Here is a 26,301-nt window from a genome sequence, read left to right on the forward strand (position 1 = left end):
CGATCCAGCCTAGTCTTCGAACTCGGCCACCCGGTAGTGCACGACCCCGTCTCGGGTGGTCGGCAGCGCCCGGATATGCTCGAGAGCCTGGTGCAGCGTGCCTTCGCGCGCCGGCTTGGTGATGATGATCACCCGGGCGTCGTCCTCGGCGGTCGGCGGATCCTTCTGCAGAATCGCTTCGATACCGATCTCCAGCTCGGCGAGCATGCGGGTGATCTCGGCCATGACACCGGTCTTGTCCGCGACCTGGACCCGGAAATAATGCCCGCAGATGAACTCGTCCGATTCCAGAATCGGCTCTTCGGTAATCTGATCCGGCTGGAACGCCAGATGCGGCACCCGCCCCGAGGGGTCGACGCTCATCATGCGTGCGGTATCGATCATATCGGCGACCACTGACGAGGCCGTCGGGCCGGCGCCGGCCCCGGCACCGTAGTAGGCCGTCGGCCCGACCGCATCGCCATAGACCATGATCGCGTTCTTTTCGCCCTCGACGTTGGCCAGCAGCGCCCGTTCGGGCACCAGGGTCGGATGCACGCGCAGCGCCACCCCGTTGTCCTGGCGTTGAGCGATGCCCAGATGCTTGACCCGATAGCCGAGCTCCTCGGCGTATTCGATGTCGTCGGCCGCAATCTGCCGAATGCCGTCGGTCACGATCTGCTCGAACGACAACGGGATGCCGAAGGCGATGCTGCCGATAATCGCCAGCTTGTGGGCCGCGTCGATGCCCTCGACGTCGAAGGTCGGATCGGCCTCGGCGAAGCCGCGGGCCTGGGCATCGGCCAGCGCTTCTTCGAACGACACATCCTCGAAATTCATCTGCGACAGAATGAAATTGCCAGTGCCGTTGATAATCCCGGCGACCCACTCGATACGGTTAGCAGCCAACGATTCGCGGATCGCCTTGATGATCGGAATGCCGCCGGCTACCGCGGCCTCGAATGACACCACCACCCCGGCCTCGTCGGCCGCAGCAAAGATCTCGTTGCCATGCAGCGCGATCAGATGCTTGTTGGCGGTCACCACATGCTTGCCGTTGGCGATCGCGGCCATGACCAGATCATAGGCCTGACCATCGCCGCCGATTAGCTCCAGCACGACGTCGATCTCGGGATCTTCGACTATGGCACGACAATCGGTGCCCATTTGGATGTTGTGGGTATCGCATTCGCGGGTCTTGGCCGGGTTCTGGACCGCGGCGCGCGTAATTTGGATCTCGCGACCGGCCCGGCGGCTGATTTCATCACCGTTGCGCGCCAGTAGATTGACGACACCCGCACCGACGGTGCCCAGGCCGAGTACACCGACCTTGACCGGTTCCACCATGGAGATTCCTCGATTTGCGTTAAGCCGCGACGACGCCGTCGCGTTTGAACATGCGTTTGATATTACGCAGCGCCTGGCGCGTGCGTTGATCGTTTTCGATCAGGCCGAAGCGCACATGGGTATCGCCGTACTCGCCGAAACCGACTCCCGGCGAAACCGCCACATGGGCATCGGCCAGCAGTTTCTTGGTGAACTCCAGCGAGCCCATATGCTGATAGGCCTCGGGAATACGCGCCCAGACGAACATCGTGGCCTTCGGCTTATCGACCGGCCAGCCGATGTCGGTCAGGCCGTTACAGAGCACGTTACGGCGCTGCTCGTAGAGATCACGGATGTCGTCCACGCAGTCCTGGGGCCCGTTGAGCGCAGCAATCGCGGCCACCTGGACCGGTGTAAACATGCCGTAGTCGAGATAGGACTTCATGCGCGCTAGGGCTGCGATCAGCTCGGTATTGCCGCACATGAATCCGACCCGCCAGCCCGGCATATTATAGCTTTTGGACAGCGTAAAGCATTCCACCGCCACGTCCTTGGCCCCGGGCACTTCCAGGATCGACGGTGCGCGATAGCCGTCGAACACCAGATCGGCGTAGGCCAAATCCTGAACGATCCATAGATCGTATTCCTTGGCCATGGCGACCATGCGTTCGAAGAACTCCAGTTCGACACACTGAGTGGTCGGATTGCTGGGGAAATTCAACAGCATCATCTTCGGCCGCGGCCAGGATTCCTTGATCGCTTTTTCCAGCTCGCCGAAGAAATCACTGTCCGGCATCATCCGCACGTGGCGCACATCCGCACCGGCGATCACCGCACCATAGGGATGGATCGGATAGGCCGGGTTGGGTACCAGCACCTGATCGCCATGCTCGAGGATCGCCAGCATCAGATGCGCTAGGCCCTCCTTCGAGCCCATAGTCACGATCGCTTCGCTCTCGGGATCGATGTCGACATCGTAGCGGCGCTTGTACCAGGCCGATATCGCCTGGCGTAGACGCAACACGCCCCTCGAGACCGAGTAGCGGTGGGTATCCGGGCGTTGCACTGCTTCGGTGAGTTTTTCGACGATGTGCTCCGGCGTGGGCCGATCCGGATTGCCCATGCCGAAATCGATGATGTCCTCGCCCCGCGCTCGTGCCTCCTGCTTCAGGTCGTTGATAATCGCGAACACGTACGGCGGCAGTCGATTAATGCGTACGAAGTTGGATTTCGATGAAGCGTTGGCCATGATCGCTTTCGCGGTTGTCGGCCGCCAGACGGCGACGTGTTGAGACGTGGGACGTAAGCCCTGAAGTCTGCCAGATTCGGCCGGTCGGCACTACCGGCGTGCAACGATGCTCAACGTTTGGGCAACACCGTCTGCGGATCGATTGGGTCGCCGTCGTGCCGGATTTCGAAATGCAGCATCGGTTTGTTGCCCGGGCCGAGCCCCATGTTGGCGATATGCGCCCCGGCCGCGACGGTTTGGCCCTGCTCGACCAGGCTTTTCCGATTGAAACCGTAGGCCGATAGATAGTGCTCGTCGTGCTTGACGATGATCAGCTTGCCATAACCTTTCAGGCCAATACCGTTGTAGACCACAGTGCCGCTCGAAGCGGCATAGATCGGACTGCCGACGTTGCCGCCCAGCTCAATGCCGCGGCGGCGTGCTGACGGATCATAGGCCCGCAGCAGCGATCCGCTGGCCGGCCATTGCCAGCCATCGGCGCTCGGACCACCGGCGGTAACCGTTGTCTGCTTGGTTGCCTGTGAGGCGCTGGCCGAATCGATCGTATGCTGTTCGGCGCTAGCGGTATCGTCTGGCTGCTTCGGCTCCGGCGCCGGCACCTGTTGCCGGGTCGGCATCGGCCCGGACGACCCGGTACGGATCGCAGCCGGCGCCTGGTTGGCACTGCGTACCACGGTGGGCGCGCTGCGCTGGGCCAATGGATGGGTCGTACCGCTCGAGGTCGATTCATGAACCGCCGGAGCCTGCTGACGGGCCGATGCCGGCGCCTGGCGCTGATCGGATATGTCCGCGTAGTTCAATCGTGGATAGGGATTGAGCGTCAGGCGCTCGCCGACATCGATACGGTACGGCGGCCGGATATGGTTCCAGCGCGCTAGGGCATGCCAGTCGAGATCGTAATGCTGGGCGATCGCCCACAGAGTGTCACCGCGCTGAACCGTATAGGTATCGGGCGCGAACGTCCGGTTGATCGAACAACCGGACAAAACCACCGCCAGTCCGAGCCCCGCAGCCGTCACCACACTCAGACGGCGAAGCGATAGACCAGATAAGCGATCACGACAAGGCCGACGATAATCCATCCGATCCAGTCCAGGTACTTGAGCACGCGTGTTTCAAAGGTCGGCCCCAACCATCGCACCAATCCGGCCACGATAAAAAACCGTGCGCCGCGTCCGACCGCCGAAGCCAGGGCAAAGGGCACCACCGCCATGCCGAGGGCACCCGCGGCGATGGTGAAAAGTTTATAGGGCACCGGGCTGAACCCTGCGAACAAAACAGCCCAGAACCCGTACTCGGCAAACCACTGACGGACCGTTTCATAGCCCTGCCCGTAGCCGAGGTCGTACAGCCAGGGCAGAATCTGTTCGATGAACAGCGCCCCGATCAGATAGCCGAACAGACCACCGATAGTCGAGCCGGCGGTCGCGATCAGCGCATAACGCCACGCCCGATTGCGTCGGGCAAGCACCATCGGCGCCAGCATGACGTCTGGTGGAATCGGGAAAAACGAGCTTTCGGAGAACGCCAGCGCCGCCAGCCAGGGCTGGGCATGCCGGTGCGCGGCCGCACGTACCACCGCGTCATAGAGTCTGCGCCACATTAGTCGTTGCCTTCGATCAAAGGCACGAAACTTACCGGATCGAGATCCTCGCGTGCGAAGGAACTGCCCTGGCGTCGTACCACTACAAGTCGCTGCCCACCGCCCGGCACGGCTACCGGCACGATCATGCGGCCCCCATCGGCCATCTGCTCGTACAACGATGTCGGCAGCTGCTCGGCGCCGGCCGTTACCAAAATCACATCGAACGGTCCATAAGCCGGCAGCCCAAGGATGTCCTCGCGCGCTTCGCGGACCCGAATATTGCGATAGCCGAGCTCGGCGAATCGGCGGCGCGCCAGCTCGTACAGTGGCTTGACGCGTTCGACCGTATATACAGCATCGATCAGCTCGGCTAAAACGGCCGCCTGGTAGCCGCTGCCGGTGCCAATTTCCAGGACATTCGCCGGCTCGCCATCGGCCAGCAGCAGACTCGTCATCTGGGCCACGATATAGGGCTGGGAAATAGTCTGGCCGTAGCCGATCGGCAGCGCCGTATCGTCGTAGGCGCGGCTGGTCATAGCCTCATCGACGAACATATGCCGCGGCACGCGATTCATCGCTTCCAGCACCCGATCGTCTTGGATGCCGAGTTGTTCCAAACGTGATATCAGACGCGCCCGGCTGCGCGCCGAGGCCATACCGAATCCAAGAACGTGAGGATGCTTGTCCAACGCCATAGTCACAGCCGAACGAGCCAATCGGACAACGACGACAAACTATTGTGCCGCGTCAGATCAATCTGTAGCGGTGTGACCGATACGAATCCCTCGCCAACGGCGTGAAAATCCGTTCCCGGGCCGGCATCGGCCTGGCCACCGGCCGGGCCGATCCAATATACCCGCCGACCGCGCGGGTCGCGATCGGCGATCAGTTTTTCGGCCCGATGCCGATAGCCGAGCCGGGTCGCTCGATAGCCTGCCAGAGCCTCGAAAGGCAGATCCGGTACGTTGACGTTGAGAATCGTATCGGCCGGCAGCGGATGGTCGATCAATAAACGCACCATCGATACGGCCACCCGGGCCGCCGTGTCGTAGTGCTCGCAGTCATCGCCGATCAGGGAGATAGCAATCGCAGGCAAGCCCAGGGAGCGCCCTTCGGTCGCGGCCGCGACGGTCCCGGAATAGAGCACATCGTCGCCGAGATTAGCGCCGGTATTGATCCCCGAGACCACCATGTCCGGGTCCTGCTCGAACAGGCCGGTGGTCGCCAAGTGCACGCAGTCGGTGGGCGTACCGTCCACGGCGAACAGATTGTCGCCGACCTCGCGCACCCCCAGGGGCCGATTTAGCGTCAGCGAATTGCTCGCCCCGCTTCGATTGCGATCCGGGGCGACCGTCACCACGTCGTCGCAGACCGCGGACATCGCCTCGCGCAGCGCCGCCAGACCCGGCGCATGGGCTCCATCATCGTTGCTCAGCAGTAATCGCATGGACTCAGCCAGTTGCCTTGAATAATGCACGTGCAGACGTGCTTTCAGGCCGCTAGCATAGCTTATCGGAGCTTGGTTTGGCTGCCGTAACCAAGCATCGATCACGGCGACAGGAGTACACAACCATGGCCCGATCCCGCGACCGGCGCGACGACAACGACATCAGCGACGAAGACAGCGCGCTGTTTCGCGAGCAGGTTGGGCCGGTCGAGGAAATCCGTCAGAGCCAGCGTCCCCCGGCCCGCGAACTGCCTTCGGCGCGGCCACGGATGCGCGAAGCGGACGAGGCCGCTGTGATGTCCGAATTGTTCGACGACATCCCCCCGGATCCGGATATCGAGACCGGCGACGATCTGGTGCATCGTCAGCTCGGCGTCCAGAACGCCGTGATCCGCAAGCTGCGCCGCGGCCATTACCGGTGTCAGGCCGAGATCGATCTACACGGCATGGTCGTCGATGTGGCTCGTCGCTGCCTAACCGAATTTCTTTACGAAGCCCTGGACCGCGGCTATCGCTGTATCCGCATCGTACACGGCAAAGGCCTGCGCTCAGGCCATCGCGGGCCGGTGCTCAAGATCAAGGTGGCCGGCTGGCTGCGCCAGCGCGATGAGGTTCTCGCCTATACCTCGGCACGCCAGACCGATGGCGGCACCGGGGCGCTCTACGTTCTGCTGAGGAAAAAACCGCCCCAATCCTGACCGCGATCGATCAGCCCCGATCGCCTTCCGCGGGCTCGACTGTCTGCGACGCATCCTCGACCGCAATCAGTTCGCGCAGCACACTGGTGGCAAACGCCCCGCTCGGCAGGCTGAAGCGCAATAGCACGTCGTCCTGTTCGAACGACAGCTCCAGATCGGGCACGGCCAAACGCAAGGCGCGGCGTTCGGCATCGACCCGAGCGGCTTCCAGCCCCTGGGTCAGATCGGGATATTCGGCCAGCACGCGCTGCTCCAAGGCCCCGGCCTCGCGATCCGGCACGACCGCGTTTGAGCCGAGACGCCCGGCCATGGGGCCAGTCGGATGGATATCCTGGGCGGCAACGCGCTCTGCCAGCGACGCGGCGCTCTCGGCACTGGTCGAGGCCGCGAACACACTTTGCGAGCCGGCCAGCATGAACACGTCCCCGGCCATGGGCTCAGGCCAGCGATCAGCAGCGATTCGGGCATCGAGCACGGCATTGAACACCAGCGAACGCGCGGCCGAGAGTGCGAAACCGCGTCGGTTGCGCGACAGCCGCTTGCCAGCAAACAAGGCTCGTGCCAGTTCCAGATTACGCCCGCCATGGCCAAACCGCTGGGGACCGAAATAGTTCGGCACACCAGACTGGCGGGCGCGGGCCGCGTCGTGGGTCAGTTGTTCGCGATCAAGGTCACGAACCCCGCGTACTCGAATCACGAAGCTATTGGCCCGGTGCGTTCCGCGCTTGAGTTTGCGCCCATGGCGATGCACCGCGAGTATGCGCCAGTCGGCTTCCTCCGGCCAGGCCGGCAGTTCGCTTTTAATCGGCCAGGCCAAGGAAAACCACTGCCGTGTCACGGCATGCCGGTCCTTGAGACCGCTATAGCCGATATAGCGCGGATGCACACCGGTCGCCGCGGACAGACGCTCGACTAGGTGCGGTGTGGTCAAGCCGGTCTTTTCGATCCATAGCCAGACATGCTCGCCGGCCTCATCGAATACCACCGGGCAATCCTCTTCGACGACGAAGTCGGCCGGTTCGACTCGGAGCTGACCATGCGCTCGCGGCGCTTGACCACGGGCATAGGCAAAACCGGCGACATCGACTCGATCGCCGTCAAGAAACGTCATGTTGGAGAACTCAGCCCTGGCTACCCGAAGCCGCGCTCGGCGCCGGCGTCTGCTCCGCGGCCTGGTTTTCGGGAACAGTTAGAAAGAAGGTCTCGCCCGGCTTGACCATACCCATTTCAACCCGGGCCCGGCCTTCGGTAGCTCCGACGCCGGATTTCAGATCCTCGATCTGGGCCTGCATGGCATCGTTGCGTTTTTCCGCCTGAGCGTTCGTCTTCTGGAGTTCGTCGCGCATGCTCTGCAGATGATGCACCTGCGCAAAACTGCCCTCACCGATCCACAGCCGATACTGCAGACCAGCGAAAACGACGAGCAGGGCGACGACGGCAACGCGATACATTTTCGGATTGTAGCGCGTTGCCGTCGACTGTCCAGCCGACGACCGGTTGATAACCCGGTCAAGCAAGAGTTACAGCTCGAAGTTGAAGGCTTTCTTGCCGGGATAGACCGCCCGGCTGCCCAGCTCGGCTTCGATCATCAGCAGCCGGTTGTACTTGGCGATGCGATCGGAGCGCGACAGCGAACCGGTCTTGATCTGGGTCGCGGCAGTCGCCACGGCCAAGTCAGCAATGGTCGAGTCCTCGGTCTCACCAGAGCGATGCGACACCACCGCCGAATAATCGGCGCGGGTGGCCACGTCGATCGCGCGCAGGGTCTCGGTGAGCGTGCCGATCTGGTTGGGCTTGATCAGGATCGAGTTGGCAATGCCCTGCTCGATGCCCTTCTGCAGAATCCGGGTGTTGGTGACGAACAGATCGTCGCCGACCAGCTGGATCTTGTCGCCCAGACGTTCGGTCAGCAGCGCCCAGCCGTCCCAGTCGTCCTCGGCCATCCCATCTTCGATGGTGATGATCGGGTACTGGTCGACCAGCTTGGCGAGATAGTCCACAAAGCCCTTGGCGTCGTAGTTCTTACCTTCGCCGTCCAGCTTATAGGTTCCGTCTTCGTAGAACTCGGTGCTGGCTGCGTCGATGCCGAGGAAGACATCCTCGCCCGGCTTGTAGCCGGCCCGTTCAATGGCTTCGACCAGGGTCGACAACGCTGCCTCGTTCGACGGCAGATCCGGAGCGAAACCACCCTCGTCGCCGACTGCGGTCGACATGCCGCGCTCGCCCAGTAGCTTCTTAAGGTGCTGGAAGACTTCGGCACCGCAGCGCAGGGCTTCCGAGAAACTCGGCAGCCCGGCCGGCACGATCATGAATTCCTGGATATCGACGTTGTTCGAGGCATGCTCGCCGCCGTTGATGACATTCATCATCGGTACCGGCAGCTGGGTGGCTTCGTCGTGGCCGAGAAAAGCATACAGGCCCTGGCCAGCTTCGTTGGCCGCAGCATGCGCAGCCGCCAACGATACGCCCAACAACGCATTGGCGCCCAGACGACCCTTATTATCGGTGCCGTCGAGTTCGATCAGCATCTTGTCGAGGCCAGCTTGATCGGTGGCGTCGTAGCCCTTGATCTTCTTGGCGATCTCGCCGTTGACGTTGGCCACGGCGCGGGTCACGCCCTTGCCGAGAAAGCGGGATTTGTCGTTGTCGCGCAGCTCGACGGCTTCCAGGCTGCCGGTCGAAGCGCCCGATGGCACCATCGCCAGCCCGGTCGCACCGGAATCCAGCTCGATCTGGACCGCCACCGTCGGATTACCGCGCGAGTCAATCACCTGATAGCCGCGGGTACTGGAAATCTTCGACATAAGCTTTTGGATATCGCGTTGATGTAAGTTCAATCGGCCTGCCGCGCGATCGAATCGGCCGGCGGCGGCCCCAAGATTAACCGTTCGGAGCGCGTTCTGTCATGATGCCGGCACGTTTGACCACGCCGTCCAACTCGACCAGCGTTTCGAGCAGTTCACGCATATGCGTCAACGGCAACGAATTCGGGCCATCGCAGAGCGCGTTGTCAGGATCCGGATGGGTTTCCATGAACAACCCAGATACGCCGGCACCAGCCGCAGCCCGCGCCAACACCGGGATATGTTCGCGCGCGCCGCCCGAAGCGCTGCCCAGCCCGCCGGGCAGCTGTACCGAATGGGTCGCGTCGAACACGACCGGGCAGCCGGTATCCCGCATCATGGCCAGACCTCGCATATCGACCACGAGATTATTGTAGCCAAAGGCAAAACCGCGCTCGCAGACCAAAATATCCTCACCGCCGACTTCGCGCGCCTTGGCGACTACGCCGTTCATCTCGGCCGGCGACAGGAACTGGCCCTTCTTAATATTGACTGGCTTGCCCGAAGCCGCGACCGTCTGAATGAAATCGGTCTGGCGGCAGAGAAACGCCGGGGTCTGCAGCATATCGGCCACGACCGATACCGGCTCGACCTGGGCCTCGACATGCACATCAGTGGTCACCGGCACGCCGATCTCGCGTTTGACCGCGGCCAGCGTTTCCAGGCCGGCATCCATACCCGGGCCACGATAGCTGGTATGCGAACTACGGTTAGCCTTATCGAAAGACCCCTTGAACACATAGCCGATACCAAGATCGGCACAGATTTCGGCGACGTGGCCGGCGATATCGATCGACAGCTGTTGCGATTCCAGGCTATCGGGCCCGGCGATCAGAAACAGCGGCGCATCGCCCCCAACCGTGAATTCACCTAGATTCATTTCAGACACCGACTGCGGGCGGCCGCGATGAAGCCCATGAACAACGGATGGCCAGAGCGCGGCGTCGACGTAAATTCGGGATGGAACTGGCAACCCAGGAACCATGGATGGTCGGGCAGTTCGACAATTTCCACCAGATCGTCCTCGACCGAAAAGCCGGAAAACACCAGCCCACTATCGGCCAGTCGATCACGATAATGGTTGTTGAATTCGTAGCGATGCCGATGCCGCTCGAAGATTTCGTCGGCACCGTAGCAGCGGTGCGCTAGCGTATCAGCCACCAGGCGACAACGCTGCTCGCCCAGGCGCATGGTGCCCCCTAGGTCGACGTTGGCGTCGCGGGTCTGGCGATCGCCACCGGCATCCGTCCACTCCGTGACCAAAGCGATCACCGGATGCGCCGGAGCCGGGTTGAATTCGGTGCTATGGGCCCCTTCCAGGCCAGCCACGTCGCGGGCGAAATCGATGCAGGCGACCTGCATGCCGAGGCAGATGCCCAGATACGGCACGCCGTGAGTGCGCGCATAGCGCGATGCGGCAATCTTGCCTTCGATACCGCGCTCGCCAAAGCCGCCCGGGACCAGCACGGCGTCACAGCCCGATAGCGCGGCCTCGGGGTCACGCTCGACGGTTTCCGAGTCGACATAGTCGATTTCTACCCGGGTCGCCGTATGCAGTCCGGCATGGGACAGCGCTTCGTTAACCGACTTGTAAGCGTCCGCCAGATCGACATACTTGCCCACCATGGCCACCCGCACCGACACATCCTGGGTGGTCCGGGCATCGACCAGGGCCGCCCAGTTGGACAGATCGGCATGTGGCGCTTCGATACCGAAATGGCCAATCACCAGATCGTCGAGGTGCTGGCTCTGCAGCAGACTCGGCATCTTGTAGATATCGTCTACGTCTACCGCGGCGATCACGGCCCGGTCCGGTACGTTCGTGAATAGACCGATTTTGCGGCGCTCGTTCTCCGGCAGCTGCCGGTCGGTACGACACACCAGAATGTCCGGTTGAATGCCGATCGAGCGTAGCTCTTTGACCGAATGCTGGGTCGGCTTGGTCTTGAGCTCGCCAGAAGACGGGATATACGGCACCAGCGTCAGATGCATGAACATCACGCGGTCGTGGCCCAGCTCGACTCCGAACTGACGAATAGCCTCGAGGAACGGCAGCGATTCGATATCGCCGACCGTACCGCCGATCTCGACGAGGCAGATATCCGCGCCTTCACCGCCTTCCAGAATACAGCGCTTGATCTCGTCGGTGATGTGCGGGATGACCTGCACCGTGCCGCCGAGATAATCGCCGCGCCGTTCCTTGTTGATGACGTTGTTATAGATCTGGCCAGTCGTGAAGTTCGACAACCGCGAGGTCCGCGTTTTCAGAAAACGCTCATAGTGACCCAGATCCAGATCCGTTTCGGCACCATCGCGGGTCACATAGACCTCGCCGTGCTGGAACGGGCTCATAGTGCCGGCGTCGACGTTCAGATAGGGATCGAGCTTGATCACCGAAACAGTCAGACCGCGGGCTTCAAGCAGTGCGCCCAGCGAGGCGGCCGCAATGCCCTTGCCAAGCGAGGACACGACCCCGCCGGTAACGAATAGATAACGAGTGCCAGTCGCGTGCCCAGCCATGCGCGCTCAGTAGGGTCGAGGGAGGTGCTTAGCCGCGCATGCTAGCCGAAAGCCGCCCCCTGAACAACGCGCAGCCGTTGCCAAACAGTTTTCATGCGGCTGCAGGCACCCTCGCGTGTGTGCGATCGGCTGTTTTTGCGCAGTTCAGCCCAGGCCGACGTCGACCCAGCGGCCGTTGACTGGCCGGCACACCTGCGCGTGGCCCGATCGCTGCCTGCCTGAAACCGCACCGCTGTCGTCCACACCTTTCACCTCAACTGGTTGGCAGACGCTGTGCGAATGCGCTTCGCTCACTCCATAGCGCCGATCGGCGCCCCGACCAAGCCGTGTTCCCAGATGAAATCCGGTCGCTCGCCCCGGAACCAGTCGGCCAGAGCCGGATGGCCCCAGAGCCCGGGAATCGCGATTAATACGCGGCCAGCATAGATCAGCGGCAAACGCTCACGCACCCATGGCGGCACCCGGGCCGCCCGCAGCCACTCGGCCAATGCCTGGCGACTACCGTTGGCTCGCGCCAGCTTCTCGCCACCGGCGCGAAAACACACCGTAAGGTCGTTCGGCCAGTCGGCCGGCGCGCGCCCGGCCAGCCGCAGCCGGCCACAGCCACTCGGCAGTGACAAGCCATCTGGGGCCGACCAGGCCAGGGTTTGCCCGGGCATGGGCGGCACAGCCAGCCGCGACATGGCGAACAGGCGCGCATCGAAACGCCGGACCTCGGTATCGACGAACCCTACCCGTGGCCCCGAATGCTCGCGCGCCTGGCTGATCCGGCGTATCTGTTCGATATGGCGATGATCGGGCACGTCGTGGCCGCCTTCGCGTAGCCAGCGGCGCAGCACTTCGGCTGCCCGGGCCTCGGTCAGTACGGCCAGTTCGGCGAGTCGCAGCGAGTCGTCGACAGCGCGGACGCGATGCAGATCGATACCGGCCAGCGTATCGACTGCGGCCGCGGCATCCGCGGCCCAGGCAGCGCTTCGCGATAGTGTTTGGGCCGCCGCCGGCCAGCCCTGGCTGAGTGCGGGCCACACGTGTTCGCGAACAAAGCCGCGCGCCCGGCGCGGATCGAGATTGGTAGCGTCTTCGATCCAGTCGAGGCCGCGCGCCCGGGCCAAGCGGGTGATCGCCGCACGCTCGATCTTCAGCCACGGCCGCCACAACCGCCCCGCGCCGCACGGGCTCAGACTCGGCATCCCAGCCAAACCCGCTACGCCCGAGCCACGCAGGGCCTGGAGCAGAAAGGTCTCGGCCTGATCTTCGGCATGGTGTGCACAAACCAACACTTCGCCGGCCTCGATCTGCTCAGCCAGCGCCCGATAACGCGCCACGCGAGCCGCGGCTTCCAGGCCTTTGCCCCGAGTATCGACCTCAACGTCGATACGTCGCAGCTGGATACCGCGAGCAGCGCAAACACGCTCACAGTGTGCAGCCCAGGAGTCGGCCTCGGTCTCAATCTGATGACAGACATGAACGGCCCGCAGCGGCACCGGATGTGCTGCCTCGGCCAGAGCCTGCAATAGCGCGCTAGAATCGTGGCCGCCGCTGAAAGCGACCACTAGGCCGCGGGTGTCTTCCGGCAGGACGGCGAGCGCCCGAGCCGGGTCGTTCACCCGGTGGACTTAAAGTCGCCGAAGGCCATCCAGCGGTTGTAGCGGGCCTCGAGCAGTTGGTCGGTATCCATATGCTGTAGGCGTGTCATATGCGCCAGCAGCCGATCTTTGAGATGCGCCATCAACGCTTCGGGATCACGATGCGCCCCGCCCAACGGCTCGTCGATGACTTCGTCGACCAACTCGAGCCGCTTGAGATCGACCGACGACACACGCATGGCCTCGGCCGCATCTTCAGCCTTGTCGGCCGACTTCCAGAGAATCGACGCACAGCCTTCCGGTGAGATCACCGAGTAGATGCTGTATTGCATCATCATCAACTGATCCCCGACCCCGATCGCCAGCGCACCACCGGAGCCGCCCTCGCCGACCACAGTGCAGATCACCGGCACCCGCAGCTTGGCCATCTCGAACAGATTGCGGGCGATCGCCTCGGACTGGTTGCGCTCTTCGGCACCGATGCCGGGATAGGCGCCGGGCGTATCGATAAAAGTCAGCACCGGCATCTTGAACCGCTCGGCGGTCTTCATCAGTCGCAGTGCCTTGCGATACCCCTCGGGGCGCGGCATGCCGAAGTTGCGATAGATCTTTTCCTTGGTATCACGGCCTTTTTGGTGGCCGATCACCATCACCGACTGACCACCCAGACGCGCAGTTCCGCCGATGATCGCCGGATCGTCAGCATAGGCACGGTCGCCGTGCAGCTCGACGAAATCGGTGAACATGCCGTCGATGTAGTCCTGGGTATAGGGCCGCAGCGGATGGCGGGCCATCTGTGCGACCTGCCAGGTCGACAGCTTGGAAAAAATCTGTTCGGTCAGGCTTTTGCGCTTGTCTTCGAGGCGCTGAATCTCTTCGGAGAGATTGACTTCGCTGCCGTCGGCGACATAACGCAGCTCCTCGATCTTCTCCTGCAGTTCGGCGATCGGCTGTTCGAAGTCCAGGTAGTCGAGGTTTTTCTGCGCCATCGGTGTCTTATTGCCGTTGTCGGGTCAGTTGACGTTGCTCTGAGCGCGACGATAACGCACTTGCACCTTATCCGCACCCACCAGGGTCTGCAGATCGGTCAGCAAATCGTTGCACAGACGCAGCCGGGTGTCGCCCAGGGTGAGCACGGCGCGGGCTTCAGCGTTCGCATAGCGCAGCACCACATCGCAGCCGGCATCGGCTCTGTAGCGATCGACACAGCCCGCCAGCGCATCGACATCCAGCGCCGCTTCGGACTGCAGCTGCAGCAGAATACGGCTGGCATAGGCCTGACGCGCGCCCTCGATATCCATCACCGAATTGGCGTTCAGGCGAAAGCCATCCGAAAAATCATCGTACTGTAGGCTGCCGTCCACGATCACCAGCTTGTCGGCCGCCAACAGATGGCCGTATTCAGCGGCCTTGTCCTCGAACAGCGGGCATTCGATGCGCGCCGAGCCATCGTCCAGCACTACGATGATGCGCTTGCCCTTTTTCATGCGCTTCACCTCGACCACCAACCCGGCGACGATCGCGTTCTTGCGCGGGCTACGTCGACTGTTGCCGCCCTCTTCCGGACGCGGCATGGCTGCGACCTGATCGGCGATCTTGCCGTCGGTCATGTTCTCGAGCTCATCCTCCCAAGCCTTGATGGGGTGGCCGGTCAGATACAGACCGAGGGTGTCGCGCTCGGCGCGCAGGCGTTCGTCCTCGGGCCATTCCGCGAGTTCTTCCAACGGCGGGCCGGCGGTATCCGGTGTCTCGGCCAGACCGAACATATCGTTCTGGCCGACCGACGAAGCGGTACGATCCTGATCGGCCGCCGCCAGTGCACGTGTGACGCCGTGCATGAGGCTGGCCCGGTTCGGGCCGAGGTCGTCCAGGGCGCCGGCGTTGATCAAGGCCTCGATCGCACGACGGTTGATCTTGGAGGTATCCACCCGGCGGCAGAAATCGTACAGGCTGGCGAAGGTGCCGCCTTCGCGGCGCTCGGCGATTACGGCATCGATCGCGCCCTTGCCCAGGCCCTTGATCGCGCCGAGACCGTAGCGAATGGTCGCATCGTCGACTACCGAGAAATTGTATTCCGACGCATTGACGTTGGGCGGGGCCACCTCGATGTCGAGCCGGTGGCACTCGTCGATCATGATCACGACCTTGTCGGTGTGATCCATATCCGCCGACAGCACCGCCGACATGAAATCGGCCGGATAGTGCGCTTTCAGCCAGGCGGTCTGATAGGAAACCAGCGCATAGGCTGCCGAGTGCGACTTGTTGAAGCCGTAGCCGGCAAATTTCTCGACCAGATCGAAGATATAGGCCGCGGTATCGCCTTCGATTCCGTTTTCGATCGCGCCGGCGACGAAGCCGTCGCGCTGTTTGGCCATCTCCTCGGGCTTTTTCTTGCCCATGGCGCGGCGTAGCAAGTCGGCGTTGCCGAGGCTGTAGCCGGCCAGTACCTGAGCGATCTGCATCACCTGCTCTTGATACAGGATCACGCCGTAGGTCGGCTCCAGCACTTCGGACAGTGAGGGGTGCGGATACACCACCTTGGCCCGACCATGCTTACGGTCGATGAAATCTTCGACCATGCCCGATTCCAGCGGCCCGGGCCGGTACAGGGCCACCAGCGCGATGATGTCCTCGAACTCGGCCGGCTGCAGGCGCTTAATCAGGCGCCGCATGCCGGAGGATTCCAGCTGGAAGACCGCGGTGGTATCGCCTTTTTTGAGCAGATCGAACGAGGCCTTGTCGTTCATCGGGATGTGCCGGACGTCGATCGGCTCCTTGCCGGCCTGTTCCAGGCGCGCATTGGCGACCTGGACCGCGTTGTCGATAATCGTGAGCGTACGCAGGCCGAGAAAGTCGAACTTGACTAGGCCGACCGCCTCGACGTCGTCCTTGTCGAACTGGGTGACCCGGTTAGTCCCGCCCGGCTCGCAGTACAGCGGCGTGAAGTCGATCAAGTTCGACGGCGCAATCACCACCCCGCCGGCGTGCTTGCCGGCGTTGCGCGACACACCTTCCAGCGATAACGCCAGATCCAGCAGATAGCCAACTTCTTCGTCCTCGCGCGACGTTCGCAGCTCTTCGGATTCCTCCAGGGCGCGCGTGAGCGTCATGTCCGGGGCGAACGGCACTTGCTTGGCGATGCGATCGACAAAGCCATAGGGATGGCTCAGCACGCGGCCGACGTCGCGTACCACCGCCTTGGCCGCCATGGTGCCGTAGGTGATGATCTGGCTAACCTTTTCATGGCCGTAGGCATCGGCCACGTACTCAATCACCCGGTCGCGGCCGTCCATGCAGAAGTCGACGTCGAAGTCGGGCATGGATACGCGCTCGGGGTTCAGAAAGCGCTCGAACAGCAGATCGTAGGCCAGCGGGTCCAAGTCGGTGATGCCGAGGGCATAGGCCACCAGCGAGCCCGCACCCGAACCACGGCCCGGGCCCACCGGCACGCCATTTTCACGCGCCCAGCGGATAAAGTCGGCCACGATCAGAAAGTAGCCGGGGAAGCCCATGGTCTTGATGACGTCCAGCTCGTGGGTGAGCCGGCTGTCGTATTCAGTGCGCTTAGCCTCGCGCAGGTCGGCGTCCGGATACAACGCTTCCAGGCGCTCGTTGAGACCGACCTCCGATTCGGCCCGAAGAAACGAATCGGTATCGTGCTCTTCCGGTACCGGGAAGTCCGGCAGCACGTTCTCGCCGAGCGTCAGCTGCAGGTTGCAGCGGCGTGCGATCTCGACCGAGTTCTCAAGCGCCTCGGGCAGATCCGAAAACAACTCGGCCATTTCCTCCGGCGTTTTCAGATACTGCTCGGCGGTGTAATTTCGAGGCCGACGCGGATCGGCCAGCGTATGACCACCGTGAATCGCCACGCGCGCCTCGTGGGCATCGAAATCCTCGGCCGAGGAGAAGCGGACATCGTTGGTCGCGACCACCGGAATATCGGCGGACAGCGCCAGCCCAACCGTCTCGGCCAGCCAGGCGGCTTCGCCGGCCCGACCGCAGCGGGTCAGCTCGAGATAATAGCGATCGCCAAAAATCTGTTGCCAATAGTGGGCATGCTGTTCGGCCAGCTCACGTTTGCCGGCCAACAGCGCCTGGCCGGTGTCGCCACTCATGCCGCCGGAGATCGCGATCAGGCCATCGGATTTGTCGGCGATCCATTCCCGCTTGGCCAACACCTGGCCGCCGGTCTGGCCATGCAGGTATGCCCAGGTAAGGATCTCGCAGAGATTACGATAGCCTTCGCGGTGCTGGGCCATGAGGGTCAGCCGCGAGGCCGGCGCTGTGCCCTCGTCGACCTGCAGATCGACCCCGACCAAAGGTTTGATGCCGGCGCCAAGCGCGGCCTTATAGAACTTGACCATGCCAAACAGGTTGACGTGGTCGGTTACCCCGACCGCCGGCATGCCGGCTTCGGCCACCTGTTTGAGCAACGGCTTGATCCGCACGATGCCATCGGACAGCGAGTACTCGGTATGAACGCGCAGATGGACGAAGGGTGTCGTCATCGAAGATCCTCGAGTTGGAGCGAGCCGGCGAGGTGCGACGTCGCTCTATCCTAACGTTAAATCCAGGCTGGTCTGGGTCGCGGCGGCGGCCCGCGCGACCGGGGCGAAGCTATGCCGATGGATCGGCGTGGGGCCAAGCTCGGCCAGCGCCGTGCGATGGGCCGGTGTGCCGTAGCCTTTATGCGCGGCCAGGCCATACCCCGGATAGGCCGCATCGAGTTCGACCATTTGTCGATCCCGCGCCACCTTGGCGATCACCGAAGCCGCGCTGATCGCCGGCACGCTGCCATCGCCACCGACCACGGTCCGTACCGGCAAGCCGAGCATCGGCGCCCGATTACCGTCGACCCAGACGGCGCACGGCCGGAGCGCGAGCGCGGCCACCGCACGCTGCATAGCCAGCATTGTCGCACCGAGAATATTGTGCTGATCGATTTCTGCAACCGAAGCCTCAGCGATCGCCCAGGCAATCGCTCGGGCACGCACCTTCGCATCTAGGCGCTCACGCTGTTCGGCGGTCAGCGCCTTCGAATCGGTCAAGCCCTGGGGCAACGGCCGCGCCGGCATGATGACCGCAGCCGCGACCACCGGACCGGCCAGCGGCCCACGTCCGACCTCGTCGACTCCGGCGACCAGCGGACAGGCGAATTTTCGGCGCATCCGACGGCTCATCGACGCGACTCGATCAGTTGAACCACGGCCTCGGCAGCGTGCGCATCGGCGCCCCGCGACAGGCCCTCGTGAATGGTTTCGAACGCCCCGACCTGTTCGTTTCTGGCGTGCTCTGAAGCCAACAGCCGGTACAGCCAAGCACCTAGCATCGGCACTTGCGCATCGGTCTGTAGCAGTTCCGGTACCAGACGGCGTCCAGCCAGCAGATTGGGCATGCTTACGAACTTAGTTTTGATGAGATTCAAGCTGCGCGCAAGCCAGTAATTGCTGCTCGACAGCTCGTAGGCCACGACCATGGGCGTTTTGGCCAGCAACGCCTCCAGGGTCGCAGTGCCCGAGGCGACCAATAGCGCATCGACTGCGCGCATGACCTCGCGCGAGCGGCCGTCGACCAGGGTCACGTCCAGGTCGGCGAAACCCGCCTCCAGATCGGCCTCGAAACGGGCCCGTACCCGGTCGTTGGCTAGCGGCACGACGAACCGCACGCCTGGCTGGCGCTGTGCCAGCCAGCGTGCTGCGTGCAAGAACCGAGGGCCAAGCCGACTGACTTCGCCCCCGCGGCTACCGGGCAATAGACCGACCCAGGGTCCATTTTCGTCCAAGCCCAAAGCGCGTCGGGCACTCGCCGGATCTGGATGCAACGGCAGCTCGTCGGCCAATGGATGCCCGACGAAGGTGACCGGAATATCGTAGCCAGCAAAAAACGCCGGCTCGAAGGGAAAGATCGCCAGCATCAGGTCTACGGCTCGCCGGATACGACGGGTCCGATTGGACCGCCAGGCCCAGGCGGTCGGGCAGACGTAGTGGACAGTGGCCACCCCAACCCGGCGCAGCCGTTCTTCCAAGCGTGTATTGAAGGCCGGCGCATCGACACCGATAAAGGCATCCGGCCGCAGCTTGCGAACCCGGCTGTACAGCTGCTGACGAAACCGCAGCAGCCGCGGTATCTGGCCCACCACTTCGCTGATACCGAACAGTGACAACTGTTCGATGTCGCCCCAAGATTCACACCCCTCGGCTCGCATTCGCGGGCCGGTCACGCCGACAAACCGGGCCCGCGGATAATGCTGTCGCAGCTGGCGGATCAGCCCCGCGGCCAATATATCGCCAGAGACTTCCCCGGCGACGATGACGAAAACCGGATCGGGGCCCTCGCTCGAATGCCTCTCGGCCACCGCGGACCGCAGGCTCAGCGGATGATGCCGCGCTGGGCGTTGTCCAGCGACTCCAGCAGTGTGGCGACCGCCGGGCTGGCTTCGGCCTGCTCGCGGATCACATCCTTGGCCTCAGCCAACCGCATCTTGGAGCGATACAGCGTGCGATAGGCTTTCTTGACCGCGGCGATTTCGTCGTTGGCATAGCCCAGCCGCCGCATGCCGATCGAGTTGATGCCATGCGGTTCGGCCGGGGATCCTGCCGAACGTACGAAGGCCGGCACGTCCTGAACCACGCCGCTGCAGTAAGCTAGAAATGCGGCCCGGCCCACACGCCGAAACTGATAGACCAGCGCAAAGCCAGCCAGAATGCAGTAATCGTCGATGCGTACGTGTCCGGCCAGACTGGCACCGTTGGCCATGGTGATGTTGCTGCCGAGCACGCAGTCGTGGGCGATATGCGTATAGGCCATCAACAGATTGTCGTTGCCAATCCGGGTCACGCCCTCATCGAGCATCGTGCCACGATGCACGCTCGAGTATTCGCGGAAGGTATTGCCGTCGCCGATGACCAGCTCGGTCGGCTCGCCGTTGTAGCCGCGATGCTGCGGTTCGGCGCCGAGCGACACGAACTGCGATACCCGGTTGTTGCGACCAATCGTGGTATGGCCTTCGACGACCGCATGCGGACCGATTTTCGAACCGGAGCCGATGCGCACATGCGGACCGATGACCGTGAACGGGCCGATATCGACATCGTCGTCGAGCTGGGCTTCCGGATGGACGTGGGCAGACGCATCAACCGGCATCAGACCGCCTCGGCGTCGGCCGGGCTGCCCGGGATCGCCATCATCTGGGCCCGGCAGGCCAGCTCGTCGCCGACCCAGGCCTCGGCATCGAAACGCCACAGACGTCGTTTGGTCGATACGATCTCGAGCTTGAGCAGCAACTGATCGCCCGGAATCACCTGACGCTTAAAACGCGCTTTGTCGATACCGGCGAAATAGACGATCGTACCGTCCTCGGCGTCGACCGTTCGCATGCCGAGAATCAGACCGGCCTGCGCCAACGCCTCGAGGATCAGCACCCCGGGCATGACCGGGTGACCCGGGAAGTGGCCGGTAAAGAACGGCTCGTTGACGGTGACGTTCTTGAGCGCCGTGATCGACTGCCCCGGCTCGCATTCAATCACCCGGTCGACCAGTAGAAAAGGATACCGGTGCGGCACCATTTTCATGATCGATCGGATTTCGTCCTGTTCATTCATGGGGGTCTCCAGAAATCCCGTTTGTTGTTTCGACCCGCTTGAGCCGGGCTTCAATACGATCGAGCGACCGGAACAAGGCCAGTCGCTTTCTCCAGCTGTGCGCCGGCATGGCACGGAAAGTCGACGAGTATACCCCTTCACTGTCGATATTCTTGGGCACCTGGCTGGCTGCGGTAACCACCACGCCGTCGGCGATCGTGACGTGATCGGCGATGCCGACTCCGCCGCCGATCATGCAGCGCTCGCCAATCACGCAGGATCCAGCGATACCAGTACAGCCGGCAATCACGGTATGCGAGCCGATCACACAGTTGTGCGCGATGTGGACCTGGTTATCGATCTTTACCCCGCTTCGGAGCAGCGTGTCGTCGAGGGCGCCGCGATCGATCGTACTATTGGCACCGATCTCAACATCGTCTTCGATAACGACACCGCCAAGCTGGGGTACAGCCTCGAGGCCGGCCGGGCCTGGCACCAGGCCAAAGCCGCGCTCGCCGATCACCGCACCAGCACCGATACGTACCCGCGCACCGAGTCGACTGCCCGGTAGCAGGCTGACCCGGGCACCCAGCACACACCGCTCACCGACCGTGACGTCGTCGCCGATCACCGTGCCGGCACCCACCACCGTATGCGAGCCAATATGGCAATGCGCTCCCACCACTGCCTGGGCACCGATGCTGGCACTGGGGTCGATCACAGCCGACGGATCAACCACCGCGCTGGCAGCGATGCCCGAGACCGGGCTCGGCCGCTCGAACAGGGCCGCGATCCGGGCGAACATCAGCCGGGGCGATTCAGCGATCAGCGCCGCCGAGGGCGCCAATTCGGCCAGTTCTGAGGGCAGTACAATGATGCTCGCTGCGGACTGGGCGACCAACGCACTCCGGCGCGGGTTATCGGCAAAGGCCAATCCCCCCTTGCGTCCCGGTGTTAGCGCGCAGGCCCCGCTGACCCGTGCCGAACCGTCGCCGGCCAATGCCAGCCCAAAACGCTCGGCCAGGGCTGCAGCGCTGTAGCCGCTCGACTGTATTTCCTCGCTCGCCACGGCAAGCTCCCGTTACTGGTTTTGTTCGGGCTTGCCGTCATCGCTGCGCTGCTGAAGACGCTGCAATATCGAGTCGGTGATATTGACCGAATCACTGGCATAGAGCACCGAGTCGCCGAGAATCAGGTCGTAGCCGTTTTTCTCGGCATAGTCGTCGATGACCTTGCGCAGCTCGGAACGCATGGCATGCAACTCTTTCTGCTCAGCATCCGAGACGTCGTCATTGTACTGGCTCTGGCGCAGCTGAAGTTGATGCTTATCCTCACGGATCGCCGACTCCAGCCCGTTGCGCTCATTGTCGCTCATTTGTTCGGATTGGTTCTTAAGGCGATCGATCTTGGACTGCAGGCTTTCCGATGCTCTTTCCAGCGCGTTTTTCCGCTTGGCAAAACGCTGGGCCATGTTCTGCTTGGCCTTGTTGGCCTGCGGCGACTCGCGCACCAGCCGATCCAGATCCACCACGCCGATCTTATCCGGCGTACGCGTCGGCTGGGCGCCGGCCACACCGGCGATCAGCGCCATCGCCAGAAGTACCGCCGGGAATCGATACAAAACGCCTGCAGCAATGCCCATGATATCGCTCGACTAGAAATTGGCACCAAACGAGAACTGGAAGCGATTGACCTCGTCTTCGTCGCGCGCCTTATCGACGTACGGCGCATAACTGACGCGCAGCAGGCCGAAGAACGGGGTGAACCAGTCAAATGCGACGCCCGCGGAATGCCCCATCTCCGACGCATCGAAATCGCCGACGTTCCGATAGGCGTTACCCATATCGTAGAACACACTCAGACGAGTCGTCTTGTTATCCGACTTCAGGAAGGTCGGGATCACCAGATTGGTCTGGAGCGTGGTCAGGAACTGGCCACCATAGGCATTATCGTAGGAATCCTGCGGCCCGAGACCACCGCTTTCGAAACCACGCACCGACTGCGCGCCACCAGCAAAGAAGTTGTCATAGGGTGGCACATCCGAGCCATCGCCCCAGGTATCGGTCTGGCCGACCTTGCCGTTAACCTGCAGAACCACCTTGTCCGAGAGTTTCGGAATCCAGGAGCCGACCCGGAAATAACGTTCGTGCTCGAGGCTGGCCTTGTAGTACTCCAGATCGGAGCCGGGGCCCTTGATATTGAACAACAGCTGCGTATCGCTGCCGCGGGTGGCGAAATAGGTTCGATTACGCGTATCGCGATCGAAACCGGTGCGCAGTTCGTAGGTGTTGGCGGTCCGACCGTTTTCGCGGACGAAGCGTGCGACCTCATCAGACACGCCCAGCTCGCCATCACTGTCGTAGACGTTCTGGATCTCGTTTTGCTCGGCGCCGATGCCGGCCCGCAGTGTCGAGTATTCGGTAATCGGGAAATTGAATGTCATCGCCGCGCCGAACGAGTTGATATCGTAGCTCGAGCTACTGGAATACAACTGATCAGTTTTGCGATAGAACGCCGAGATCGTGCGCGACACCCCTTCGGCCGTGAAGTACGGATCGGTGAAACTACCCGACACGCTCTTGGTGTATTCGTTGGTCGAGGCGTTGACCTGAATGGTGTCGCCCGTCCCGCGGAAGTTGGTGTGCTTGACCCCGCCGTTGATCAGAAAGCCTTCGGAATCCGAATAGCCTACCCCGGCGTTGATCTGACCGGCCGCCCGCTCGGTGACGTCGTAGTTGATGTCGACCAGATCGTCCGAACCCGGCACCTTCTTGGTATCGACCTGTACATCCTGTAGGAACGTCAGCCGCGCCAGGCGGGTACGCGAGCGCTGGATCGCGCGCCGCGAATAAGGCGCACCTTCGAACTGACGCATCTCACGACGCAGCGTCTGATCGTTGGTCTTAGCGTTGCCGTTGAACACGATCTGGCGAACGTAAGTCCGCTTGCCCGGATTGACGAAGAAGGTCAGATCGACCGTCTTGTTATCTTCGTCGATCTTGGTCAACGGCCGGACATCGGCAAAGGCATAGCCGAAGTCTGCCAAGCCGGAACTGATCGCATCCGACGAATCCTGCACTTCCTTGCGCGAGAACACTTGGCCCTTGTCGACCTGAACCAGACGCTCGAGCGTGGCTTCCGGCACGATCATGTCACCGGCAAACTTGTAGTCCGAGATCTTGTACTGCGAGCCTTCGTCGACGTTGATGGTGATAAATACGTTGCGCTTGTCCGGCGACAACGAGACCTGCACCGAAGTGACGTCGAACTTCAGATAACCGCGGTTCTGATAGTAAGAATTCAGCGATTCGAGGTCGCCGACCAACTTCTCGCGCGAGTAGCGATCGGGATGCTTCCAGAACGACAACGGGTGCGCATAGAACGGCTGGTGCGATTTGAGCTTGAATGCGCTTTTGAGCTGTTCATCGGAAAACTCTCGATTACCGATGATATTGATATCCTTGATCGAGGCCACCGGCCCTTCGTGGACCTTGATATCGATAGCCACGCGATTGTTACCCAACTTCTTGATATTGGTATCAATCTTTACGCTGTAGTAGCCGTTGGCATAGTACTGGCGCTGCAGTTCCTGCTGCAGCGAATCAACCAGCGAGCGCTTGTACAGCTCGCCCTGGGCCAGCCCCTGCTTTTTGAGCGCATCCTTGAGCTTGTCGCCACCGATGGCTTTGTTGCCTTCGATCTTGAAACTGGCGATCTCTGGCCGCTCGGCCACATTGACCACCAGCGTATCGCCCTGGCGATCCAGCGCAACATTCTCGAACAGGCCAGAATCATAGAGCGCACGAATCGACTGCTGGGCCCGGATCTCGCTCATCCGGTCACCCACTGACACCGGTAGGTAGGTCAGAACCGTTCCCGGTTCCAGCCGTTTTACGCCCTCGACCTTGATATTGGCGATCTGGAAATCATACGACTGAGCCCAGGCTCCGGCCGCATACACCACCAACAGCGCGCCTGCCGCACGCTTTACCACTCCATTCATAATTGAGCTCCGCTACCCGAGCAAGCGCAGGATATCGTTATAGAACGCCACGGCCATAAGCATGAGCAGAGCGACCATGCCCGCCTGCTGGCCCGCAGCTTGTACGGCCTCCGACAAAGGCCGCCCCCGAATCCATTCGATCGCATAATACAGAAGATGCCCCCCGTCTAACACCGGGATTGGCAAGAGGTTTATCAGCGCAAGATTGATGCTGATGAAGGCCAGAAAGCTAATGAAAGCGACCACCCCGATCTGGGCGCTTTGGCCGGCATAGGTGGCGATCTGGATCGGCCCACCGACGTTATGCCAAGAGATCTGGCCGACGATCATCCGTCCGATCAGACGCACCGACAGCACCGATAGTTCCCAGGTTTTATGTACCGCCGCCGGGATCGCGGCGACCGGCCCTAGCCGATGTACGGTTTGCATGTCCTTCCAGGCAGCCGGATCGATGGTGATCGCGGCCCCGAGATGTCCGACCGGTTGGTCCCGATCGTTGCTGCGCTGTGCCAACTTCGGCGTGACAGACTGCGTCTGACCATCGCGCCGAATCCGAATCGGCACCCGCTGACCGGGGTGGGCTCGAATCGCATCGACCAACGCCTGGGGCGAATCGATCGCCTGACCGGCGACCGACAGCACGGCGTCGCCGCGTTGTAGACCCGCCTCGGCTGCCGGCGAGCCCGACTGGACCTGGCCGATCAGGGGTGTGGCCGGCGGCTGATACAGCGTCAACCCGAGCATACCGAACAAACGTTCGGGATCGCTGGGCGCATGGGTCAGATCCAGGGTGAGCTGTCGTTGCCCGCCGTTTTCACCTTTGACGGTCATCTGCACCGGACGCTGATCCAGGCCGCGGTCGATCAACGCCAAACGCAGATCCTGCCAATCATCTACCGGCTGGCCGGCCAACGCCACAACATGGTCCTGGGCTTGGATACCGGCGCGCGCCGCCGGACTGTCGGTTGCCGGCGTACCCAGCACCGGCTTGATACCGGATACGCCGAGCATCAGAACCAGCCAGTAAGCCAGGATAGCGAATACGATGTTCACCCCCGGGCCGGCGGCCACGATCACGATCCGGCGCCAGGGATGCACACGATTGAATGCCTTGGGTTTGTCCGCCTCAGCCACCGGCCCTTCGCGCTCGTCGAGCATTTTGACGTAGCCGCCGAGCGGGATCGCAGCCAACTGATATTCGATACCGGTCTTGCGGCTGGTCCACCCGAGCAGCTTACTGCCAAAACCGATGGAATAGCGCAACACGCGCACGCCCAGGCGGCGAGCGAACCAGTAGTGGCCGTATTCGTGGATCGAGACGAGCACCCCGATGGCCACAATGAAGGCCGCAGCCGAGATCAACCACTGCGCCATCAATAACGCCTCATCCGCAGGCCGGCCGATCGCGTATCTCGCGGCCAATTTTGCCAGAACGGACTGTTGGATTCGTGCATTTCACTCCTGGGCGAGCGGCTCGATCGCTGT

23 protein-coding genes are annotated in these 26,301 nt (G+C 62.4%); 1 reads left to right on the forward strand and 22 read right to left on the reverse strand.

Annotated elements, in window-relative coordinates; translation table 11 throughout:
• Positions 1 to 9 precede the first annotated feature (9 nt).
• From V5738_RS10575 to surE, 6 genes are all read right to left on the reverse strand, one after another.
• Positions 10 to 1,323, reverse strand: coding sequence for a homoserine dehydrogenase (locus tag V5738_RS10575; RefSeq protein ID WP_423824168.1), 1,314 nt, complete (start codon positions 1,321 to 1,323; stop codon positions 10 to 12).
• 22 nt (positions 1,324 to 1,345) lie between these two features.
• Positions 1,346 to 2,554 carry an alanine transaminase gene (alaC, locus tag V5738_RS10580; protein WP_423820766.1) on the reverse strand — a complete coding sequence of 403 codons (1,209 nt, stop codon included), beginning with the start codon at positions 2,552 to 2,554 and terminating at the stop codon, positions 1,346 to 1,348.
• Between the two features lie 110 nt (positions 2,555 to 2,664).
• Positions 2,665 to 3,576 carry a peptidoglycan DD-metalloendopeptidase family protein gene (locus V5738_RS10585; protein ID WP_423820767.1) on the reverse strand — a complete coding sequence of 304 codons (912 nt, stop codon included), beginning with the start codon at positions 3,574 to 3,576 and terminating at the stop codon, positions 2,665 to 2,667.
• Between the two features lie 2 nt (positions 3,577 to 3,578).
• Entirely contained in the window at positions 3,579 to 4,157 is a 579-nt protein-coding gene (locus V5738_RS10590) for a YqaA family protein (protein ID WP_423820768.1), read from the reverse strand.
• A complete protein-coding gene (locus V5738_RS10595; protein ID WP_423820769.1) occupies positions 4,157 to 4,834 on the reverse strand; it encodes a protein-L-isoaspartate(D-aspartate) O-methyltransferase in 678 nt (225 codons plus the stop codon). The genes V5738_RS10590 and V5738_RS10595 overlap by 1 nt, the downstream gene beginning before the upstream one ends.
• A gap of 2 nt (positions 4,835 to 4,836) precedes the next feature.
• Positions 4,837 to 5,586 (reverse strand): 5'/3'-nucleotidase SurE, encoded by a 750-nt coding sequence (gene surE / locus V5738_RS10600; RefSeq protein ID WP_423820770.1) that lies wholly within the window; start codon positions 5,584 to 5,586, stop codon positions 4,837 to 4,839.
• Between the two features lie 125 nt (positions 5,587 to 5,711).
• On the opposite strand from surE, the gene V5738_RS10605 reads away from it, so the two are divergent.
• Positions 5,712 to 6,284, forward strand: a complete 573-nt coding sequence (locus V5738_RS10605; RefSeq protein ID WP_423820771.1) for a Smr/MutS family protein — start codon at positions 5,712 to 5,714, stop codon at positions 6,282 to 6,284.
• 10 nt (positions 6,285 to 6,294) lie between these two features.
• Here the strand turns inward: V5738_RS10605 and truD are convergent, their stop codons facing one another.
• From truD to rseP, 16 genes are all read right to left on the reverse strand, one after another.
• Positions 6,295 to 7,395, reverse strand: coding sequence for a tRNA pseudouridine(13) synthase TruD (truD, locus tag V5738_RS10610; protein WP_423820772.1), 1,101 nt, complete (start codon positions 7,393 to 7,395; stop codon positions 6,295 to 6,297).
• 10 nt (positions 7,396 to 7,405) lie between these two features.
• Entirely contained in the window at positions 7,406 to 7,735 is a 330-nt protein-coding gene (locus tag V5738_RS10615; RefSeq protein ID WP_423820773.1) for a septum formation initiator family protein, read from the reverse strand.
• A 69-nt stretch (positions 7,736 to 7,804) separates the two neighbouring features.
• Positions 7,805 to 9,088 (reverse strand): phosphopyruvate hydratase, encoded by a 1,284-nt coding sequence (gene eno, locus V5738_RS10620; protein WP_423820774.1) that lies wholly within the window; start codon positions 9,086 to 9,088, stop codon positions 7,805 to 7,807.
• A gap of 76 nt (positions 9,089 to 9,164) precedes the next feature.
• Entirely contained in the window at positions 9,165 to 10,007 is an 843-nt protein-coding gene (gene kdsA / locus V5738_RS10625) for a 3-deoxy-8-phosphooctulonate synthase (RefSeq protein ID WP_423820775.1), read from the reverse strand.
• A complete protein-coding gene (locus V5738_RS10630; protein WP_423820776.1) occupies positions 10,004 to 11,647 on the reverse strand; it encodes a CTP synthase in 1,644 nt (547 codons plus the stop codon). Before V5738_RS10630 ends, kdsA begins: the two co-directional genes overlap by 4 nt.
• Before the next feature lie 290 nt (positions 11,648 to 11,937).
• Positions 11,938 to 13,254: a tRNA lysidine(34) synthetase TilS gene (tilS, locus tag V5738_RS10635; protein WP_423820777.1), complete on the reverse strand. Its 1,317-nt coding sequence runs from the start codon at positions 13,252 to 13,254 to the stop codon at positions 11,938 to 11,940.
• The gene (locus V5738_RS10640; protein WP_423820778.1) at positions 13,251 to 14,222 is read right to left on the reverse strand and encodes an acetyl-CoA carboxylase carboxyltransferase subunit alpha; all 972 of its coding nucleotides are present in this window, start codon (positions 14,220 to 14,222) and stop codon (positions 13,251 to 13,253) included. Before V5738_RS10640 ends, tilS begins: the two co-directional genes overlap by 4 nt.
• A gap of 24 nt (positions 14,223 to 14,246) precedes the next feature.
• Entirely contained in the window at positions 14,247 to 17,741 is a 3,495-nt protein-coding gene (dnaE, locus tag V5738_RS10645) for a DNA polymerase III subunit alpha (protein ID WP_423820779.1), read from the reverse strand.
• Positions 17,742 to 17,786: 45 nt separating this feature from the next.
• Positions 17,787 to 18,401, reverse strand: coding sequence for a ribonuclease HII (rnhB, locus tag V5738_RS10650; RefSeq protein ID WP_423820780.1), 615 nt, complete (start codon positions 18,399 to 18,401; stop codon positions 17,787 to 17,789).
• A gap of 8 nt (positions 18,402 to 18,409) precedes the next feature.
• The gene (gene lpxB / locus V5738_RS10655; RefSeq protein ID WP_423820781.1) at positions 18,410 to 19,588 is read right to left on the reverse strand and encodes a lipid-A-disaccharide synthase; all 1,179 of its coding nucleotides are present in this window, start codon (positions 19,586 to 19,588) and stop codon (positions 18,410 to 18,412) included.
• 14 nt (positions 19,589 to 19,602) lie between these two features.
• Positions 19,603 to 20,376, reverse strand: a complete 774-nt coding sequence (gene lpxA / locus V5738_RS10660) for an acyl-ACP--UDP-N-acetylglucosamine O-acyltransferase (protein WP_423820782.1) — start codon at positions 20,374 to 20,376, stop codon at positions 19,603 to 19,605.
• Entirely contained in the window at positions 20,376 to 20,834 is a 459-nt protein-coding gene (gene fabZ, locus V5738_RS10665; protein WP_423820783.1) for a 3-hydroxyacyl-ACP dehydratase FabZ, read from the reverse strand. Before fabZ ends, lpxA begins: the two co-directional genes overlap by 1 nt.
• The gene (lpxD, locus tag V5738_RS10670; RefSeq protein WP_423820784.1) at positions 20,827 to 21,882 is read right to left on the reverse strand and encodes a UDP-3-O-(3-hydroxymyristoyl)glucosamine N-acyltransferase; all 1,056 of its coding nucleotides are present in this window, start codon (positions 21,880 to 21,882) and stop codon (positions 20,827 to 20,829) included. The genes fabZ and lpxD overlap by 8 nt, the downstream gene beginning before the upstream one ends.
• A gap of 12 nt (positions 21,883 to 21,894) precedes the next feature.
• A complete protein-coding gene (locus V5738_RS10675) occupies positions 21,895 to 22,455 on the reverse strand; it encodes an OmpH family outer membrane protein (protein ID WP_423820785.1) in 561 nt (186 codons plus the stop codon).
• 12 nt (positions 22,456 to 22,467) lie between these two features.
• Positions 22,468 to 24,816, reverse strand: a complete 2,349-nt coding sequence (bamA, locus tag V5738_RS10680; protein WP_423820786.1) for an outer membrane protein assembly factor BamA — start codon at positions 24,814 to 24,816, stop codon at positions 22,468 to 22,470.
• 12 nt (positions 24,817 to 24,828) lie between these two features.
• Positions 24,829 to 26,190: an RIP metalloprotease RseP gene (gene rseP, locus V5738_RS10685; RefSeq protein WP_423820787.1), complete on the reverse strand. Its 1,362-nt coding sequence runs from the start codon at positions 26,188 to 26,190 to the stop codon at positions 24,829 to 24,831.
• Between the last annotated feature and the right edge of the window lie 111 nt (positions 26,191 to 26,301).

The sequence above is a fragment of the Salinisphaera sp. SPP-AMP-43 genome (assembly GCF_049568105.1).
GTDB lineage: Bacteria > Pseudomonadota > Gammaproteobacteria > Nevskiales > Salinisphaeraceae > Salinisphaera.